Genomic DNA, 17,984 nt, shown 5'->3' with positions numbered 1-17,984 from the left:
CTAGTAAGCTCACTACAAAGCTCGCGGCGTATGAATCCAATTTACCGGCCGCTGCATCACAAATATCGACCTCAGCGTTTCGATCAGCTTATAGGGCAAGAAGCAATTACAGTTACTCTTGGCAATGCGTTGACCAGCAACCGAATTGCGCCCGCCTATTTGTTCAGTGGCCCTCGCGGGACAGGCAAAACCTCAAGCGCACGAATCCTGGCACGTTCGCTAAACTGTCAAAACAGCGAAGGGCCGACACTACAGCCCTGCGGCTCTTGTGACTTGTGTCGAACAATCGCAACAGGCACAGCCCTTGATGTGATTGAAATTGATGCCGCTTCACACACCGGCGTCGACAAGATTCGCGAGTTGATTGAACGCTCGCGATTCGCACCGGTGCAAGCTCGTTGCAAGGTCTACGTAGTGGATGAGTGCCACATGCTCTCCACTGCCGCATTCAATGCCCTGCTCAAGACACTAGAAGAGCCACCACCAAATGTGGTGTTCGTGCTTGCCACTACTGATCCACAGCGAGTGCTTCCTACTATCCTCAGCCGCTGCCAGCGTTTCGACTTTCGTCGCATTCCATTGGAAGCGCTCGAAAAACACCTGAGCTGGATCGCCGAGCAGGAGGCCATCGCGATCAAACCAGAAGCTATTCACGTTGTGGCACAACGGTCCCAAGGGGGGTTACGCGATGCGGAAAGCCTTCTGGATCAGCTTAGCCTGCTACCACCACCGATCGAAGCAGACGCCGTATGGGATATGCTGGGAGCAGTACCTGAACAAGAACTATTAGAGCTGGTTAGGGCCATGACTGGTGCCGAACCAGTAGCATTGTTGGAAGCCGCACGCAGTCTGCTGGATCGGGGTCGCGATCCAAGTTCACTACTGCAGGGGCTGGCAGGTATCTTGAGGGATCTAGTTTTAATTGCCGCCGCACCGAATCGGCCTGAACTTACTGGCGTTTCGCCCCAGTTCCGCGATCAACTACCAGAGCTAGCACAAGCGATCGGGCGGACACGTTTACTGCACTGGCAGGCACAACTACGGGGGTCAGAACAGCAGCTGCGTCAAAGCGTTCAACCACGTCTTTGGTTTGAGGTACTGCTCCTAGGGCTGCTAACAGAATCCGTGCGGGCAACAACTTCAACCGTGGTCACAACCTCGACTTCTAAAGCGGCGATAATAAACCAAACACCGGGAGCAGAGCCAACATCCTTAACTCCGCCAATAGTAAAATCTCTTTCGTCAGCACGAGTAACTCCACCAAAGTCACCGGAAGAGATTGCAGCTACGACATCAACAGCCGGGGTCAGTTTGCCTGAGCTGTGGAAGCAGATCCTTGGAAGCCTGGAATTGCGGTCCACTCGCATGCTGCTTTCTCAGCAGGCACACCTGGCACACATAGATGCTAATCGTGCTGTGGTGCGGGTTGCTGGCAACTGGGTGGGTATGGTTCAGAGCCGCGCTGGTCTGCTGGAACAAGCGATGGCTAAGTCTCTCGGTGGGTCTCGCCAACTGGTGATCGAAGCTAGTAGCGGTGCTGTTACCCCTACCCAAATACCATCAACATCTGCCGCATTGCAGCCAACACCGGTACCTTTGCCTCTAACTCCAACACAGTTTTTTGGACCAACCTCTTCTTCATCACAGCCAGCGGCATTACAACCTGAAACACAGCAACTTTTAAAAACAGATACAACTCCACCGGCAACAAACACACAATCGGTCCCAATAAATTCCTCACCACCAACAACATCTCAAACAGTGACAATGGCTCAGCAATCACCAGATAAAGATTCATTTTCGGTTCTCGATCGAGAAGCAAAAAATCTGGCTGATGTATTCAATGGCCAGGTGTTGGATATTGATCCTGATAGCTATTGAGCGATGGTCAATTGAGACCCTAACATTTCAGTTTCAATGGAAAGACTTCAGACCTGAAGCGGGTCTTTCTCACCGTGACTGGTCTTGGCCCAAACCAAACGCTTTGGGAGGAAAGCCATCCGTAGCGTCACCCAGGGAATCACAACAAACCAGTGCCCAAGATAGGCTATCGCCACGAGAAGGTTCCAAAATCCTGGGGAAGGAATAGCTGGACCCTGATTCGCACCCCGACAACCTTTCAAATAAGCCACCGCCGACACACTGAAGGCGACTATGCATAGGGGCCAATATGTGGGCGGGGTCCGGCTAATTACACTTGTGCTCAAATCCGCGAAGGACACCACCGGCAAGCCGTACTGAAGCAAGAAAAAGCAGGCTAAGTCCCAACGTTGATTAGGGCTGAGTTGGGCAGATGTCAGTGTAGGCCAGTAATCAAAAAACCGTTGCAAACCTCCTTCTGCCCAGCGTTGGCGCTGTTTCCATAATGCCGACAACTCGGCCACTGCTTCTTCCTGTACCGGTGGATCCCAAAGAATCCCTACAAGAGCTCCATTGGTCAATAAACGGAAGCTCAAATCCAAATCATCTGTAACGGTGTCTTCGTTAAAGCCACCACTGGCTTCCAAAACCGAACGCTTGATTAGCTGACCATTGCCTCGCAACTCGGCAACTCCACCACCCGTCAAACGGCCGGCTTGAATCACAGCATCCAGTGCCATTTCCATTGCTTGCGATCGTGTTAGCCAATTGCGGTCGGCATCAACTACCGCTTTACGCAGTTGAACTGCAGACCATCCACTATCCAAGGCATAAGGCATAACCATTTCTAGCAGGTCACCTTGCAACTGAGCGTCGGCGTCCAGCACCAGCAACCAGTCTCCCTTGAGTTGCGCTAGTGCGGCGTTCAGAGCACCAGATTTGCCACCACCGGCATCTCTAGACCGGTGAATCACATTTAAACGCGGATGACGATCCGCTAGGGAATCGAGTAAGGCAGGGGTGCGATCGAGGCTACCGTCGTCGACTACCCAGATGGAAAGACGATCAGCTGGGTAGCGCAGCTTTATGAGTCGCTCCACCAAACACGTGACAACTGTTTCTTCATCTCGCGCGGCTACAATCACATCGAGAGGAGGAACATCTCCTGGTTGCAAGGACGTAGGAGATACAATGGGACTCTGCGCAGCTGATCTACGCAATAGCTTGCCACGCAGTACTGTTCTCAGAGCATATCCGCCGAGTAACAGAGCAAGACTGATGGCAGGCCAAAGAGAACGAGCTGAGTCCAGCCAATGGGGTGATGCTCCAGCGCAGCCGCAGGCGAACAGAAATCCTGCAGACTTCACCCTGCGGTGATCATTAGTTGCAGCGTTTGAGGTCATGCACCGGTTTGGGTGGGCAGGACTCTAAGGGGACCGCACCACAGCAGGTAGCGGGCCGTAAACAGTCCCGGGATAATAGTGATGCAGTATCTGTTCTGTAGACCATCCTTGCCGTGCCAGGTCAATAGCCCCCGCCTGGGACAAACCTGCACCATGACCGAATCCACCACCACGTATCAGCCAACGTTCAGTGCCCTGTGGCTCAATTACAAACAGCGTGCTGGGCAAACGGCGAAGCGTGCGTCGAATATGGTCCAGCTCTAGTACCACAGGCTTCGCCCCATTAGCGCCAGCAATCTGCAAGGCCAAGACGCGGCCGCTCTCGCCTCGTCGTAGAACGTTCAACTGCAATGGCGATCTCAATAGTTCAACAGAAGCACCAATGGATTGGCGGATTTCGTCAGCAGTTAAGATTCGACTCCAACGAAACGACGGATGTTGTGCTCCATAGGCGCCTAGACTATCCAGCAATAAGGAAGATACCTGCTGAGGCCGTTGCAACGGCACGCGGTGGCGCTCTTGCCAACGGCTATCGCCGTCAGCAGCTGCTCTCAAGTAAGACTGGGGTTGCATGGCCCAGGCTTCAGAGCCCGCCGCTATTATGCCGCCATTTGTAGCATGATAAACAGCATTGATGGGTTGGCCTTCTCTACTTAAGAAATGTCCGCTTGTAGCTGCAATTGCCCGCTGTACATTTACTCCCGCCAAACGCGGGTCACTGTATACCTGGCACTGGGTGTCGCTGCAAAGATGATAGCCATCGGTTTGGAAGCGGTGGCAATTAGCCAAAGCCCACGTACGGGCAAGCACTGCCTGGGCTTGCAATGCTGCTATTGGTGATGAGGCTCCAATTTCGTTGGGCACTACCCCCTTGAGGTAGCGCTCTATGGGAACTTCTTCCACCAAAGACCAGCTGCCGTAAGCGTCGCGCTGCAGCCTAAAGGGTCCGCTGAATATACCTTGATTCCAGAGCAGACCGTCGGGCGCTGCGATCTGAACTGGCCCTTTTAGAAGTTGGTCACCTTCACCCGAGACATTCAATACTGGCTCCACTGTAGCCTGAACACTCTGGCTCCAATCGCGTACCACGAGCCCTTTGGGCGTGATCGCATTTGCGGGAGCCCAAACCTCCCAATCGCTGGGATGCGCCACGCTCACTCGTACCCCCAATGCACGCCAACGCTGCGCTATGTGTTCAGCTGATTCAAAACTTGCGAAAGGACCTGCGATCCGTCGTGATAGCGTCACCGACGCTGACAACGGCACTGATCGCCACCGCACTGTAAAGTTGACGCCACTCCAACTCCGACCAGACCCATCGAAAAGCTTCATGGGTGCGCCGGCACTGCGCAGTTGTAGTGGCGCGGCAGCCGTTTGGGCACCAAGGTGGCTTGCAAGCGCTACCCAAAGGACGGGGGCCACACTTGACACCAGAGGAGGGGTAGGTACTGGGCGGTGGGTGGCCAATACATTAGAAGTCGTCCGCTGTGGTCGAGGTGTAACCAACTCTCTAACTCCACAACCGGAAATTAGCCCAAGGAGCATCGGCAGTAACAACAGCCGAATCATCAACAAATAGCGCGTCAGGACTTATTGTCGCTTTTCGCGCTCTTTTGATCAAAGTAATGCCCAAGCTGAAGACCCGCAAAGCTGCCGCCAAGCGGTTTAAAGCGACCGGCACCGGCAAATTTCTTCGTCGGCATGCTTTCAGGAACCACTTGCTAGACCATAAAACGCCTAAACAGAAGCGTTATTTGGCCACTAAAGCCGTGGTTGATCGCGCTGATGAAGAACGCGTAACCCTGATGATGCCCTACGCCTAAAGCAGGGAAGCTTGCATTCATTGTTCATCCAAACCTGATCTAACTCCATGGTCCGTGTTAAGAGAGGCAATATTGCCCGTAAGCGCCGCAATAAAATTCTTCGGTTAGCCCGTGGCTTCCGTGGTGGCAACGGTACTCAATTTCGTACCGCGAATCAGCGAGTCATGAAAGCTCTCTGCAACGCCTATCGCGATCGCCGTCGTCGCAAACGGGACTTCCGTCGCCTTTGGATTGTTCGGATCAATGCTGCTGCTCGCATAAATGGTTTGAGCTACAGTCAGCTAATGGGTGGCCTTAAAAAAGCTGATGTGCAAATCAATCGTAAAATGCTGGCACAGCTTGCAGTAATTGACCCCACTAGTTTTGCCAGCGTCGCGCATACGGCTAAAACCCACCCAAACTTGTGAACCTACTGCCCCAGGTCTATCTACTGGGCCTGGTCGGCCTCCTCTTGGTTATTGCAGTTGTTGTTAGTCGACAACTGCTTCGTGTCCGTCGAGACGAGGCACGTTTAATCCAGCTGGAACAAGTTGGAGCATCCGCTTCGTGTCGAGCTGCAGACCTTTATGAACTCGGTTCTATCCAGCTCCGAAAGCGTTTTTATCCGCAGGCCGCCGCGACGCTTAAACAAGCACTGAAGCATCTTGACGACGAACCTGATGAAGCCAAAGCACTAATAGAAAACGCTTTAGGCTTTGCACTTGCAGCACAGAAAGACTACAGGGGGGCCATCCAGCATTACAAGGTGGCGTTGAGAGCTAAAGGAGATTATCCGGTCGCGATTAATAACCTTGCCTTTGCTCAAGAGAAACTTTTCAGAAACGAAGAGGCTATAGTCCTCTACAGACGCACGCTCGAGCTTGAACCCAATAATTCAACGGCCAAAAAGGGGCTAAAGAAATTAGAAAAACAGGTTTAATTACAACCAGGTCATCAAAGCTATTTGGTTGGCATCTCTGTTTGACACGAATCGGCTAGTTCCAAACGGCCGCCCAGCTTGGTGCTGGGATCAAGGGCCTTGGCTAAGCGCGGAGATTGCCACCCCATTAGGTTGAAGCCTTGTAAGCCAAGAAAGATACCGCCTGGTTCAACACCCATAATGAGCGGATTGCCCAAGGGAATCAAATCAAGCTGATCTGACTTCGCATGCAAGTTGCCCTGAATCGGAGTGGTGACGGATCCAACGGTTATTTCCCCTCTAAGGTCAACCATCTGGCCGATCGCCTTAAGCGAAGTTAGACCCAGTGTCACATTGACTGCAGGACTGCCATCAAAAGTTTGAAACGCTCCACACCATTGACGTGAAAGGCTGGATGCAAGCTCAGTGGCGCGTGCTACAGGATCTAAATTCCTTACCCGCTGGTGACTTATTTCAAGGGGAATTGGATCCGAAAGCGGCTGGACGTCATACCGAAATGGCACCTGACTACCAGCCAGGAGATCCATGGCAATCAGGAACGGCATGAAGAACAAAGGATTATGGAGAAACACGGTAAGCCCTTTTGTTCACGCGCGTCATGGTTTTCACCTGCACCGGATCGGATCCACTCATTATCGGCGGTCACGTTTTCATCAGTCGTCTGTTTACAGGTACGGGGAAATACCCATCGATCAAATCAATGCAAAATAGCCTCGAACGCTCCGCTTGCGAAATGGTGACGGTGGCGGTGCGGAGGGTTCAAACAATGGCTACTAGTCATGCCGGCTTAATGGAAACGATCGATTGGTCGCGCATCTGGATGTTGCCAAATACCGCGGGATGCACCGATGCTGAAGAAGCTATTCGTGTCGCTAGACTCGGACGAGAGCTAGCAAAACTGGCCGGCCAGGAAGACAACACTTTCGTCAAGTTAGAGGTTATTCCGGACAACAGTTATCTATTGCCAGATCCAATCGGGACCCTTCAAGCAGCAGAAACACTTGTACAAGAAGGGTTCACGGTGTTGCCTTATATCAATGCAGATCCCCTGTTGGCACGACGGTTGGAGGATGTAGGCTGCGCTGCAGTGATGCCCCTTGGATCACCGATAGGATCTGGACAGGGTCTCAATAATGCCGCTAACATCGGCCTGCTTATCGAAGAGGTTAGCGTTCCCGTGATCGTCGATGCTGGCATCGGCGTGCCCAGCGAAGCTGCCCAGGCCTTGGAGATGGGGGCAGATGCCGTCTTAGTGAACAGTGCTATTGCCATGGCCGGCGACCCTCCAGCAATGGCTGAAGCAATGAAGAAGGCTGTAATTGCTGGGCGCATGGCGCACCGTGCGGGCCGCTTGCCAAGTCGTCTACAAGCTTCAGCCAGTTCCCCTACTACAGGATTGATTAGGTGAGTGCATTCAATGACGTGGTGTGAAGTCAATAACCATACAAAAGTTGATTACAAAGAATGGGAGCCCTAGACTTCCAGTTGGCCTAATGGAACTGCCCGCGTACCAGTCGCCATTGGGAAGAGAATAGTTTTCTGTGTGCCCTTGCCCAAAAACTCTTTTATCAGGAGTGATTAATCGAGATGTCGGCGGGCAGTGCAGTCGCAACCCCCTAACGATACAATCTTCACATCTGGAACCATGGCCATAAACGATGGTCATCAGCTAACCAAGCCCTGACCAAAAAACCCTTGTAGTAGCTTGCCTCCACTGAGCGTTTTGCTCGTTCCAGCAGGAGTTTGGGGTGAAAGTTCTCGTTCTCGGCGGCGACGGCTTCTGTGGCTGGCCCTGTGCTGTGAACCTGGCGGATCAGGGACATGAGGTCTTGATAGTGGATAACCTCAGCCGACGCAAGATTGATATTGATCTTGAAGTCGAGTCCCTAACGCCGATTATGAGCATTAGCGAACGCCTTCAAGCCTGGGCGGAAATCGGTGGCAAACCGATGAAGTTTGTTCACATGGACGTTGCACACGAATATCAGCGTCTGCTGGATTTGTTGTGCGCGGAGAAGCCAGCTGCTGTCGTTCACTTCGCAGAACAGCGGGCTGCTCCCTACTCCATGAAAAGTAGCGCGACCAAACGCTACACAGTCGATAACAATGTTAACGGTACCCACAATCTTCTTGCCGCCATCGTGGAGTCCGGACTTGATGTTCATGTTGTGCATCTCGGGACCATGGGCGTGTATGGCTACGGATCACATCGTGGAGCCACCATCCCGGAGGGATATCTCAAAGTTGAAGTTCCTCAACCTGATGGCAGCCGATTTGAGGAGGAGATACTACATCCTGCCAGTCCCGGCAGTGTCTACCACATGACCAAGACACTAGATCAGCTGCTGTTTCTTTATTACAACAAAAACGACAAAGTAAAGATCACAGACTTACATCAAGGCATTGTTTGGGGGACTAATACCGAATCTACCGATCGTGACCCACGCCTTACCAATCGCTTTGATTACGACGGCGACTACGGCACAGTGCTAAACCGCTTTCTCATGCAAGCAGCGATTGGATATCCATTAACGGTTCATGGCACTGGTGGGCAAACGCGTGCATTCATTCACATCCGCGATTCGGTGCGTTGCGTTCAGCTTGCGCTAGACAATCCTCCTGAGCAAGGAGAACGAGTGAAGATTTTTAACCAGATGACAGAAAGTCATCAGGTTGGTAAACTTGCTAGCAAGGTTGCCGCCCTTACTGGTGCTCAAGTAAGTAACTTACCGAACCCGCGTAACGAAGCTGTCGAGAACGACCTAATTGTAGATAACCGCTGCTTTATCGAGCTAGGGCTCAGCCCTACTACTCTCGATGACGGGCTATTGAAAGAAGTTGTAGGAATTGCGGCTCGCTATTCCGACCGCTGCGATCGCAATCGCATCCTTTGCACCTCGGCTTGGACTAAGGACCAAGCCGAGGCTATTAGCAACGCCTCCTTATAAAACCAGACTTCATCCTTTGAAAATCGCTTTTTTTACAGAAACCTTCTTGCCAAAGGTCGACGGCATTGTCACCCGCCTCACTAGAACAATAAAGCACCTAGTGGACGCCGGCGATGAGGTAGTGGTGTTTTGTCCAGACGGCTGTCCTGATGAGTACATGGGTGCTCGATTAATTGGCATACCAGCTATGCCTCTGCCGCTTTATCCCGAACTAAAGCTGGCTTTACCACGGCCAGCTGTTTCGGAAGCTATTGACACATTCCGGCCGGGTCTTATCCATGTTGTGAATCCTGCCGTGCTGGGCCTAGGTGGAATTTGGCTGGCTAAAATGAAAAATATCCCGCTGGTTGCCAGTTATCACACTCACCTTCCGAAGTACCTCGAGCATTACGGCATGGGGATGCTCGAACCCTTGCTTTGGGAACTGCTAAAGGCAGCCCATAACAAAGCTCTACTAAACCTCTGTACATCGACAGCAATGGTGCAAGAGCTCAGTGAAAAAGGCATTCAACACACCGCCTTGTGGCAACGTGGTGTTGATACAGAGCTGTTCCGTCCCGACCTGAGAAGCACGACTTTAAGACGACGGTTGCTTGGAGGGCATGACGATCGTGGCACTCTTTTACTTTATGTCGGCCGGTTGTCTGCCGAGAAACAAATCGAACGCATCCGTCCAGTTCTCGAGGCGCTACCAGATGCACGCCTCGCTCTTGTAGGTGATGGACCTCATCGCTATCAGCTAGAAAAATATTTCGCTGGAACCCCAACTACCTTTGTGGGGTACTTAGCGGGAGAAGAGTTAGCCAGTGCCTACGCCAGTGGTGATGCCTTTCTTTTCCCCTCCAGCACGGAAACCCTGGGACTAGTATTACTCGAGGCGATGGCCTCTGGGTGTCCGGTAGTGGGGGCTAACCGCGGCGGTGTCACCGACATAATCACAGATGGGGTGAACGGCTGCCTTTACGAGCCCGATGGGGCCGAAGACAGTCTAATCGAAGCTACTAAAAAGCTGGTAGGCAACGATTTGGAGCGTCAAGCATTGCGGAGTGCGGCGCGCTCAGAGGCAGAACGTTGGGGCTGGGCCGGGGCCACGGAACAATTAAGAAGTTACTACCACAGTATCCTCAACTAAATGTTTCTTTTAGGAATAGATTGCACACCTAGGTTACTTAAAAATTAATTTAGAGCATTTCCTCTAAAAGCAACACATTTTAGCAATTACTTGATCAAAAATTAACGCCAAAGACAATAATAATGTTAACGTCAGTGTGTTGCAAACAGCTGTGCAAAACAAGACGCAATTCTCCTGCAAGTCAACCGGGACAAGAAAAGATGTTTCTCACTTGCGTGCACAAACTTAAGCCTTGAACTAAGAAATATCGAAATAGGGCTTAGCTAATCTGATACAGAACCTAACTAACCAAACTGAAAAGAGCAAGTCCAATCAAGCTCAGCCTTTTCTCTGGGATTTTGCCCATACAACAAGTAGCTTTTTGGCCATTGGCAAAGCGTGAACGGACCCACCGCCGGGAGTATTCTGGGCAAAGGCAACCACAACTATCTCACCGTTTGGATACGGAGCATAACAGCTGAACCACGCATGGTCGGGTCCGCCTGTACTGTCCTCAGCGGTGCCCGTCTTGCCTCCAGCGGGAGGAACGCCCGGGCTATTAAGACCGTGTCCAGTGCCATCTTCAACCACTTTGCGCAGGCCTTCACGAATGGTCTGCAATGTGGATGCTTTCATCACCACCTGACGTCGATATTGAGGTGCTAGCCAATCCACATCACCTTTAGCTAGATGTGGCGTCACTAACCAACCACCATTGGCAAATACGGCGTAAGCACGAGCCAACTGTAAAGGTGTAATCTGGACAACAGACTGACCGATTGACGCACTGGCCATGTCTTCGGGAATCCACGGCGTACTGCCCGGCTTAGCCCAGCCGCGGCCATTTGCAGCCCAATCTTCGTCTCCAACCAAGCCTACACTCTCCTCCCAGTCGATCTCAATGCCAGTCTTCTGCTGAAAGCCTAGCTGACTGGCTGCCTGCTTCAGCGCCCGAGACCCTACGCCAATACCTACCTGATAAAAGAATGTGTTGCTGGAAAAACGCAAAGCATCAGCGTAGCCAATACGACCAAAACCAGCACCATTATGATCGGGAAAACAATGACCTCCGTAAGTGATGCAAGCCTTGGTGTGAAGCTTGGTCTTCGGCGGGAATTTGCCAGATTCCATCCCTGCCATTGCCGTAACTGGCTTCCAAGTACTGCCGGGGTCATAGGGATTCATCGCCCGACTTAACAATGGCTTCTTGGGATTCGAGAACAGCGAATCGTACTCCTTTTGCGTTTTGATCAACTTGGAAAAGAAATTTGGATCAAATCCAGGCTTGCTAGCTAATGCCAGCACAGCTCCGGTCGTGGCTTCAAGCGCCACGACTGCTCCGCCAGGTTTATCAGTCAAAGCCTGTTCCGCAACCCGTTGTAGATCTAAATCAAGAGTGAGGATGAGATCTTCACCCGCTTCCGATGGACGATCCCCGAGGTTGCGCTGTACTTGCCCCATCGCATTAACCTCCAACATCTGGCCGCCCCACTTGCCACGTAAATCGTTTTCATAGGCAGCCTCTACTCCGGTTCGACCAATACGATCGTGGATCTTGTAGCCTTTCTCAGCTAACGCTTCGAACTCTGACTCCGTAATGGGCTGAGTATAGCCTAGGGCATGAGCTGCAAGGCTGCCGTTAGGGTAAAAGCGCAGGATATCCACATCCACTTGCGTTCCAGTCAAGCTCAAAGCTTGTTCGCGAAATCGGAGAACCTGTTCCGGTTTGAGATCCAGCATTAGCATCGTACGATAGCCGTTACGATCCGGTCCGCGCCTGCGCCGCTCGTCTAACAGCTGGGGATCGAGATTTAGAAGCGATGCTAGTCTGTGGCGTAAACTAGGCCAATCCTTATCGCCTACTAGGCGCGGCTCGAGATACAGCGAGTAAGCCAGCCTGCTAGTCGCTAATACGCGACCTTTACGATCCAAAAGCCGTCCTCGAATTGGAGATCGCGGAACAAGACGGATACGGTTCTCATCCGCCAATTCCTTGAACCGTGATCCTTGCAGCAATTGTATCCACACCAGGCGGCTGATCATTGCCGAACAGAACAAAAATACAATCAGCAGCAGCACAAGTGGCTGCTGCTGCAATCCGGTCTGACGACGTTGCTGGACGGAGGTCATACGTCAATCTGCTGGCAAAGCTCTGCTCAACGCATCGAGCCGAGCCTCAATACGCTGCAGCGTCTGCATCAAGTCTTGCTGTTCGGCCGCTGCTGCGTCTGGTTCTTCTACCGAAACACTGACGGGCATCACAGGATTTCCGAGCCCAGGGCTAACAGAATCCAATCGATTGCGGACATCGCTAGCCAAGGGCTCCCCTTCCTGACGCAGATCAGCTATGGGATCCGCTGATCCAGACGCAAAAGCTTCTGCGATTTTGCCAGGCCCTCCCTGTTCGGCCCTTTTCAGAAGGGCCAAACCAACAGGCAAAACGTCTTGCATCAGCGACAAACGCAGTTGGTCAAGAGGATTATTAGAACTGGAGTCAGTGGCCATCGGGCCCAATCAGCGAACTCCAGTCTGTCTCGGAGGCAACCAAGGTTTTTTGAGTGATACTCATGAGTTCACCTCTGCCCAGGTCAATTGCGCCCAAAATCACGAGACTCATAACCCTGCTCCCTTTGATAATGATGAATAGATTTGCCAATACATCTCATTAAAATGCCTACTCCATTAGTAATGGACATTTTACGTTCTACCTCTAGTTTTTACCCAGTACCTAGTGCCATATAGAAGGTGTATTCAATCTAGTCTAAGGTTTCTGAAAAAATCCCGCTGCTCTACCCTCTTGTAAATATACGATTTTTACTGTCAGGCAACACCAACTGCTAGAATTTTAGCCGGGGCAAAGCTAATAGAGCTGACACTGATTTGGCACTCAATCAACTAAATTTAGTCCGATAGTCGATACTACTACCATACTGAATGTCAACAAATTAGAGGATTTCGACATGGAAAAGGGATGGGGGTTGGCGGCTTATTCCCCTGGTTAAAACCTATCTCGGTACAGATGTCTCCGTGGTTGTAGACTCTGATCATTAGTTAAACCTCGCAGGGCCTAAGCCTTATATTCTGGTTTGTAAACAGCCGCTACTGATCGTTAATTATCTCGCTCAAACCTTAAGAGGTGATAAGTGATCATGAATCAAACCACTCTGGCCATCCAGAATACATAAAAGCCGCCCTACTTCTTTAGCATTGTGATGTTAAATACAAAGACATTGCTGCGTTAACAAAAACTATAGAAAGAGTAAAATCAGATGCTTACTAAATACCTTCTGATCTGTGTTTGTTCAGACCCAATAAAAAAGCATTTAATAAATCGAAACAGGTGTAATATAGTACCTAAAAAATTCAAGCAGATACAATTAAATACTACGATTATCCGATAGCTAACATAACTATCAGGCATATTTTTATAGATAATAAAGGGATAAAATTCGACCAGAGGCCTTTTAGGGTATCTTAATTAATGGTGCCCAAGTGCATTTAAAATTCGCTTTTATATATATTTTGTACCTAAATTTATCTCACGCTTAGCAAACTCACTGTTTATATTTTTAATTTTATAGATACCAATTCCCTTGAGAGATGAGCGTTTACCTGGTTGTTCTGGATGCAGCGTGGTGCCGTCTATGTGCCACCAACCCAGACCCTTGAGTTTTGAGTTGCTCAACAGCAGATACTTCTACGAGTTGGCGCTCATCTCCTGCTATCAGACGCTGACCTTTATGCGACCCGAGAGAAGATCTGCGGAAATCGCCGTCTTTAGCAAAAGGAGTTTCTGGATCTGAGCATCTCTAGCATTCAGCAGATAATCCATGGAATAGATTTTTGAAACGATATCTTTTTGTATATCCAAGGACGGTAATGGAATTTTGAATTTCCTGAGATCTCCGATATTGACATGCTTGAGGGTTGAACCAACGAAAATGTCAGATAGTTGCACTTTACCAATTGCTGAATTGAAATACAGAGAGGTATATTGCGGATTTACTTGGTCTTGATTGAATCTCATGAGGATAAGAGCATGGCAGTTGCAGTCCTTGTATTCATCTTTAATCACAGCGGTGGTACAATATGTCCCGACTGCACCATTAGTACATCTCCGGTCTTGAAAGACAACTTTTGATTTACATCGTGGAATTCTTCTGAGATATAAATCATCCTTCTTGGATCTATTCTGTCTCTTCTGATGTTCTTTGAGGTTAGATATCTTACGCCTCTTTTTCTGTAGTAGGGAGTTGCGGTTCCTACGAAACCGTTGGTCATATGGGTTGCGAATGTGCCTACCTTCTCTTCCCCCGCCCCTTTTTTTCCGTTCTGAATCAGTTCATCGCATATCGCCTCTCGTGTTATCTCCAAATCAATTTTTGCCTGCCTCTTGACCGATATCGTCCTGTCAATCCCAGAGAGTATCTTGGCAATCTTCTTCTATTCGGGGAGTGGGGAAAATTCAATCAGAAAACCTTTGACTATTCCAGCATTTAAGTTCGGTTGCCCAGATCCTTGGCAGGTTGCAATCAGGTCGTCTTTTGATTGGCGAAGGTAGTGATACAAGAAATCAGCGCATAGCAGATCATCTTTGGGTTTAATAGCAAGGACTGCTTGATTGGTTGCTGCAGGTATTTTTAGTCGGGCAACTTGTCCTGTTGTCGCCCCATACATTGCAATAAGCACTGAACCTGCGTCTATCAATTTTGCCGCAGATGTGCACATTCCATGTGTGGTAATCCCGTTCTTCTGTGGTCCAGATATCAGACGAGGCAACTTCACCTGACTTGACTCAAGGTATATCTCCCCCGTAAGCGAGAGGATCGTTTCTATTGGGGGTTCCTCCAGCAGATGCAATGCACGCATCACCGAGATTTATCCTCCTCCAAATGCTTCTGTTATCACTCATATCCCAACTCCTTCAGGAAGCCATGCATCACTGCTTCTGCTTCCTTGACCTCAGCATCAATTTGAGCAAGTGAGGTTCCGTACTTGTCCCACCACCGCTCCAACTGCTGAATTACGGCATCAGACGCATTGCCAAGATGCTGGCGAATCTGGAATTTCTCCCTGATGTCGTCCTTGAATTTCAAATACTCACCATCCTTTCGCACCAATACAGAATTGACATCAAACCCAGCAAGGATTTCCTGGACATACTCATCCTGGGTTTCCCTGATTGGCACACCACCATGCAATATCCCTCTCACATCAAAGGGTTTAGGTGGTGGTGAGGTATCTACATAACGACGAATATTGAGGTTGTGATCGTTCTCACGGATCTCTTCCAACGGCACCACCCTTGAGAACTGCTTGATTTCGTTGTACGAGTCAAAGCATCCAACAACCTTCTCAATGTCCTGATCCCGAAGCGTGTTCTGGTTCTTGCCCTCTTGGTAGTCCAGTTCGGCGTTGATGAAGAGAACCTTGCCCTTCCTTTCAACACTCTTTATCTTGTTCAGGATCAGCAGTGCTACAGGGATCCCCGTTCCGTAGAACAATCCTGAAGGCAGACCGATCACTGCTTCAATCAAGTCGTCTTGCAAGATCCCCTTCCTGCCCACCACGGAACAGAACGCCATGAGGAACGACAACACCCATGATTCTCACCTGGTTCAGAGACGAAATCATTTGCTGAACGAATGCCAGGTCGCCAACATTTTTAGGCGGCACCCCACAGCGGTAGCACCCATATCCGTCGTTCTCAGCGAGGTCCCGCCCCCAGTTCTTCAGCGAGAACGGAGGTTTAGCAATCCACCCGATCAAAACGATTGATCTCTCCGTTCTCCACATGCTGAGGGTCTCCAAGCGTGTCGCCTTTCCTGATGTCGGCACTGATGATGCCGTGCAGGAACATGTTCAACTTGCAGATTGCCCAGGTGCTCAGGTTCATCTCCTGCCCGAACAACTGGAGGTTTGCTGGGTTCTCGCCATGACTTGCCAGGTAGTTCTTGGTCTGGATCAACATGCCCCCTGATCCACAGGTGGGGTCATACACCTGCATTCCTGCATGAGGTTTCAGCAGTGCCACCAGGAGTTTGACCACCTCGTTGGGCGTGTAAAACTCGCCGCCCTTCTTGCCTGCTGAATCGGCAAACATCTTGATCAGGTACTCGTATGCAGCACCCAGCAGATCGTCCCGCTCAAAGTCCTCGTTCCTCAACCTGAAGGTGGAGTAGTGGGAGAGCAGATCCCTGAGTTTACGGTCGTTGAGTTTGTTCTTGATATTGAAGTCAATGGACACCATCACCCCTTCCAGGGTTCTGTTGTGCTCTTCAATCGCCTCAGTCGCCTTGTTGAGTTCTGCACCAATGTCATGTTTGAGGTCCTTGAGGTTCTGCTACCTCGCCTTCGCGGGCACATAGAAGGTCTTGTCGTACTCATCCTGGTTATCTGCAAGGTTTTCTGCCTCTGACTGGGATTTGCCCTTGCCCAGGTAATAGGCGATGACCCCTTCCCGTGCCTCCTCAAAGGCATCAGACAGGCGCTTCAGGAACAGCATCCCGAAGATGTAGTCCTTGAATTCCGAGGCATCCATGCTTCCCCGCAATATGTCCGCGCTCTTCCAAAGGAACGACTCCAGTTGAGAGAGGGTCAGTTTCTGACCGATCTAGAAGGTCAGTCCTGATTCGGCAGCGGCAACCTTCTTCTTCCGCCCTAGCTTCTTGGGTTGCTCGTCTTCGCCTGTGCGGACAGATGCCAGTAAGTCATCCAGACCAGTAGGTGTCTGGTCCGCTCCTTGAGCAAAAGGGTTAGTTGCCGAGTCCGTCACGGAGTTCTACTGCTTGCTCTGATTTTGGATCTCGCATGGTGATTACGCCTCCCCTGATTGGGTGATTGCGATAACGCGAGCAAAACTATCAAGCACTGAAATTAGGGTGTTCTAAATAACAGTGTTCGGTTGCTATAGCTTCACTAACACTGTTTTTAGCTGGAGCAACTAGCAGGTTACCCAGTTCCTCATAAAAGGCGCGGGTCTTCTCCTTGGCATTCCTAGTAGACACTCGCTTTAGTCATAGAGAAAAAAGCAATCTACGATTCCTCGGTGGAGAAGCGATTTCCACGCCATACATAGTGCGTGTGTAGTCGGGAGATAAAACCCTGATCATGCCTAGAATGAGATTTTATCTGTAGTGCCCTCTTTGAGGGAAAGACAAGAGTTTTACCCCCTAAACTATTCCCACTCGATAGTGAGATCTACCCAGGTTTCAGAGGGACAACGGATTAACCCCGTATCTGGTGCTTGTAAGGGTCATATCAGTGTCATATACACACAAATATGGATCGGATAAAACCCTGATTTCCACGTGAAACCCACGTGGAACCGAACGGTGAGAAATGGCGTCATGGGCGATCCGACCCAAACGAGTGGATGGATAGAGATTTCTTATGCGATTCTCTGTAGAGATTCGTAGACCATATGACAGGTTGATTTCTGGATTCTCTACGTGTCTCTACGTAGAGAAAATCGTAGAGTTGTCCTATGTCAAACGCTCGTTTCGTTTCAGGACAGGAGGTTCCAATGACTCGTTATGTGAAGTATCTGCGGGTCTCAACCCGAGAGCAGGGTCGTTCTGGATTGGGTCTGGAGGGACAGGAGAGGGACATCACCCACTACCTGGATACACACCACAAGGATTCCCCCTACGAAGTCGTCGGGACATTCGTGGAGGTTCACTCAGGGTCTGACGACTCCAGACCAGAACTCCTCAAGTCCATCCAACTGGCGAAGGAGGTGAAGGGAATCCTGATCGTCTCCAAACTCGACCGACTCTCCAGAAAAGTCAGTTTCATCTCAAAACTGATGGAGGACAAAGACCTGGAACTGGTCGTTTCTTCCCTTCCCAACTCCTCCAAGTTCCAACTCCACATCTATCCCTGTCTGTCGGAACAGGAGAGGGACTTCATCAGTCAGAG

General features: G+C 50.4%; 21 protein-coding genes and 2 pseudogenes. 10 read left to right on the top strand and 13 right to left on the bottom strand.

The window, feature by feature from the left end; translation table 11 throughout:
- The first annotated feature begins 30 nt into the window (after positions 1-30).
- Positions 31-1,881 (top strand): DNA polymerase III subunit gamma/tau, encoded by a 1,851-nt coding sequence (locus ABWV55_RS01530; protein ID WP_353291997.1) that lies wholly within the window; start codon positions 31-33, stop codon positions 1,879-1,881.
- A 47-nt stretch (positions 1,882-1,928) separates the two neighbouring features.
- Here the strand turns inward: ABWV55_RS01530 and ABWV55_RS01525 are convergent, their stop codons facing one another.
- Both ABWV55_RS01525 and ABWV55_RS01520 read right to left on the bottom strand, forming a co-directional pair.
- The gene (locus ABWV55_RS01525; protein ID WP_353291996.1) at positions 1,929-3,263 is read right to left on the bottom strand and encodes a glycosyltransferase; all 1,335 of its coding nucleotides are present in this window, start codon (positions 3,261-3,263) and stop codon (positions 1,929-1,931) included.
- A 24-nt stretch (positions 3,264-3,287) separates the two neighbouring features.
- Complete coding sequence (locus ABWV55_RS01520) at positions 3,288-4,832, bottom strand: SpoIID/LytB domain-containing protein (protein WP_353291995.1); 1,545 nt, start codon at positions 4,830-4,832, stop codon at positions 3,288-3,290.
- 56 nt (positions 4,833-4,888) lie between these two features.
- On the opposite strand from ABWV55_RS01520, the gene rpmI reads away from it, so the two are divergent.
- From rpmI to ABWV55_RS01505, 3 genes are read left to right on the top strand one after another with little or no spacing between them, the layout of a single operon-like run.
- Positions 4,889-5,086 carry a 50S ribosomal protein L35 gene (rpmI, locus tag ABWV55_RS01515; RefSeq protein ID WP_353291994.1) on the top strand — a complete coding sequence of 66 codons (198 nt, stop codon included), beginning with the start codon at positions 4,889-4,891 and terminating at the stop codon, positions 5,084-5,086.
- A 47-nt stretch (positions 5,087-5,133) separates the two neighbouring features.
- On the top strand, positions 5,134-5,493 hold the full coding sequence (rplT, locus tag ABWV55_RS01510; RefSeq protein WP_353291993.1) for a 50S ribosomal protein L20: 360 nt from the start codon (positions 5,134-5,136) through the stop codon (positions 5,491-5,493).
- Entirely contained in the window at positions 5,490-6,005 is a 516-nt protein-coding gene (locus ABWV55_RS01505) for a tetratricopeptide repeat protein (RefSeq protein ID WP_353291992.1), read from the top strand. Before rplT ends, ABWV55_RS01505 begins: the two co-directional genes overlap by 4 nt.
- 20 nt (positions 6,006-6,025) lie before the next feature.
- On the opposite strand, the gene ABWV55_RS01500 is transcribed toward ABWV55_RS01505, so the two are convergent.
- Positions 6,026-6,577, bottom strand: a complete 552-nt coding sequence (locus ABWV55_RS01500; protein WP_353291991.1) for a hypothetical protein — start codon at positions 6,575-6,577, stop codon at positions 6,026-6,028.
- Between the two features lie 26 nt (positions 6,578-6,603).
- On the opposite strand from ABWV55_RS01500, the gene ABWV55_RS01495 reads away from it, so the two are divergent.
- Positions 6,604-7,413, top strand: coding sequence for a thiazole synthase (locus ABWV55_RS01495; protein WP_353291990.1), 810 nt, complete (start codon positions 6,604-6,606; stop codon positions 7,411-7,413).
- Positions 7,414-7,419: 6 nt separating this feature from the next.
- Here ABWV55_RS01495 and ABWV55_RS01490 read toward each other — a convergent pair whose 3' ends face one another.
- Together ABWV55_RS01490 and ABWV55_RS01485 are read right to left on the bottom strand one after the other, a co-directional pair.
- Positions 7,420-7,671, bottom strand: coding sequence for a hypothetical protein (locus ABWV55_RS01490; RefSeq protein WP_353291989.1), 252 nt, complete (start codon positions 7,669-7,671; stop codon positions 7,420-7,422).
- Positions 7,637-7,828 carry a hypothetical protein gene (locus tag ABWV55_RS01485; protein WP_353292818.1) on the bottom strand — a complete coding sequence of 64 codons (192 nt, stop codon included), beginning with the start codon at positions 7,826-7,828 and terminating at the stop codon, positions 7,637-7,639. Before ABWV55_RS01485 ends, ABWV55_RS01490 begins: the two co-directional genes overlap by 35 nt.
- Between ABWV55_RS01485 and ABWV55_RS01480 the strand changes: the two genes are divergently transcribed.
- Together ABWV55_RS01480 and ABWV55_RS01475 are read left to right on the top strand one after the other, a co-directional pair.
- Complete coding sequence (locus tag ABWV55_RS01480; protein ID WP_353291988.1) at positions 7,754-8,953, top strand: NAD-dependent epimerase/dehydratase family protein; 1,200 nt, start codon at positions 7,754-7,756, stop codon at positions 8,951-8,953. The two genes, ABWV55_RS01485 and ABWV55_RS01480, sit on opposite strands and share 75 nt — an antisense overlap.
- A 16-nt stretch (positions 8,954-8,969) precedes the next feature.
- Complete coding sequence (locus ABWV55_RS01475) at positions 8,970-10,085, top strand: glycosyltransferase family 1 protein (RefSeq protein ID WP_353292798.1); 1,116 nt, start codon at positions 8,970-8,972, stop codon at positions 10,083-10,085.
- A gap of 318 nt (positions 10,086-10,403) precedes the next feature.
- Here ABWV55_RS01475 and mrdA read toward each other — a convergent pair whose 3' ends face one another.
- From mrdA to ABWV55_RS01445, 6 genes and pseudogenes are all read right to left on the bottom strand, one after another.
- Positions 10,404-12,194: a penicillin-binding protein 2 gene (gene mrdA, locus ABWV55_RS01470; RefSeq protein ID WP_353291987.1), complete on the bottom strand. Its 1,791-nt coding sequence runs from the start codon at positions 12,192-12,194 to the stop codon at positions 10,404-10,406.
- Positions 12,195-12,197: 3 nt separating this feature from the next.
- Complete coding sequence (locus tag ABWV55_RS01465) at positions 12,198-12,569, bottom strand: hypothetical protein (protein ID WP_353291986.1); 372 nt, start codon at positions 12,567-12,569, stop codon at positions 12,198-12,200.
- A 1,219-nt stretch (positions 12,570-13,788) separates the two neighbouring features.
- On the bottom strand, positions 13,789-14,139 hold the full coding sequence (locus ABWV55_RS01460) for a restriction endonuclease subunit S (protein WP_353291985.1): 351 nt from the start codon (positions 14,137-14,139) through the stop codon (positions 13,789-13,791).
- Positions 14,140-14,507: 368 nt separating this feature from the next.
- Positions 14,508-14,933 (bottom strand): restriction endonuclease subunit S, encoded by a 426-nt coding sequence (locus ABWV55_RS01455; protein WP_353292797.1) that lies wholly within the window; start codon positions 14,931-14,933, stop codon positions 14,508-14,510.
- Between the two features lie 35 nt (positions 14,934-14,968).
- Positions 14,969-15,860: pseudogene (locus ABWV55_RS01450) on the bottom strand (N-6 DNA methylase).
- On the bottom strand, positions 15,814-16,230 hold the full coding sequence (locus ABWV55_RS01445) for an N-6 DNA methylase (RefSeq protein WP_353292796.1): 417 nt from the start codon (positions 16,228-16,230) through the stop codon (positions 15,814-15,816). The pseudogene ABWV55_RS01450 and the gene ABWV55_RS01445 overlap by 47 nt, the downstream one beginning before the upstream one ends.
- A 15-nt stretch (positions 16,231-16,245) precedes the next feature.
- Here ABWV55_RS01445 and ABWV55_RS01440 point away from each other — a divergent pair, with 15 nt between their 5' ends.
- Entirely contained in the window at positions 16,246-16,482 is a 237-nt protein-coding gene (locus ABWV55_RS01440; protein WP_353292817.1) for a hypothetical protein, read from the top strand.
- Here ABWV55_RS01440 and ABWV55_RS01435 read toward each other — a convergent pair.
- Positions 16,408-16,605, bottom strand: coding sequence for a type I restriction-modification system subunit M N-terminal domain-containing protein (locus ABWV55_RS01435; protein WP_353291984.1), 198 nt, complete (start codon positions 16,603-16,605; stop codon positions 16,408-16,410). The two genes, ABWV55_RS01440 and ABWV55_RS01435, sit on opposite strands and share 75 nt — an antisense overlap.
- A 72-nt stretch (positions 16,606-16,677) precedes the next feature.
- Positions 16,678-16,839 (bottom strand): hypothetical protein, encoded by a 162-nt coding sequence (locus ABWV55_RS01430; protein ID WP_353291983.1) that lies wholly within the window; start codon positions 16,837-16,839, stop codon positions 16,678-16,680.
- A gap of 617 nt (positions 16,840-17,456) precedes the next feature.
- On the opposite strand from ABWV55_RS01430, the gene ABWV55_RS01425 reads away from it, so the two are divergent.
- Together ABWV55_RS01425 and ABWV55_RS01420 are read left to right on the top strand one after the other, a co-directional pair.
- Complete coding sequence (locus tag ABWV55_RS01425) at positions 17,457-17,756, top strand: hypothetical protein (protein ID WP_353291982.1); 300 nt, start codon at positions 17,457-17,459, stop codon at positions 17,754-17,756.
- A pseudogene (locus tag ABWV55_RS01420) lies at positions 17,647-17,964 on the top strand (recombinase family protein); the annotation flags it as partial. The gene ABWV55_RS01425 and the pseudogene ABWV55_RS01420, both read left to right, overlap by 110 nt.
- Positions 17,965-17,984 lie beyond the last annotated feature (20 nt).

This window comes from Synechococcus sp. M16CYN (assembly GCF_040371545.1).
Lineage (GTDB): Bacteria > Cyanobacteriota > Cyanobacteriia > PCC-6307 > Cyanobiaceae > Parasynechococcus.
This window is presented reverse-complemented; position numbering and strand designations above follow the sequence as displayed.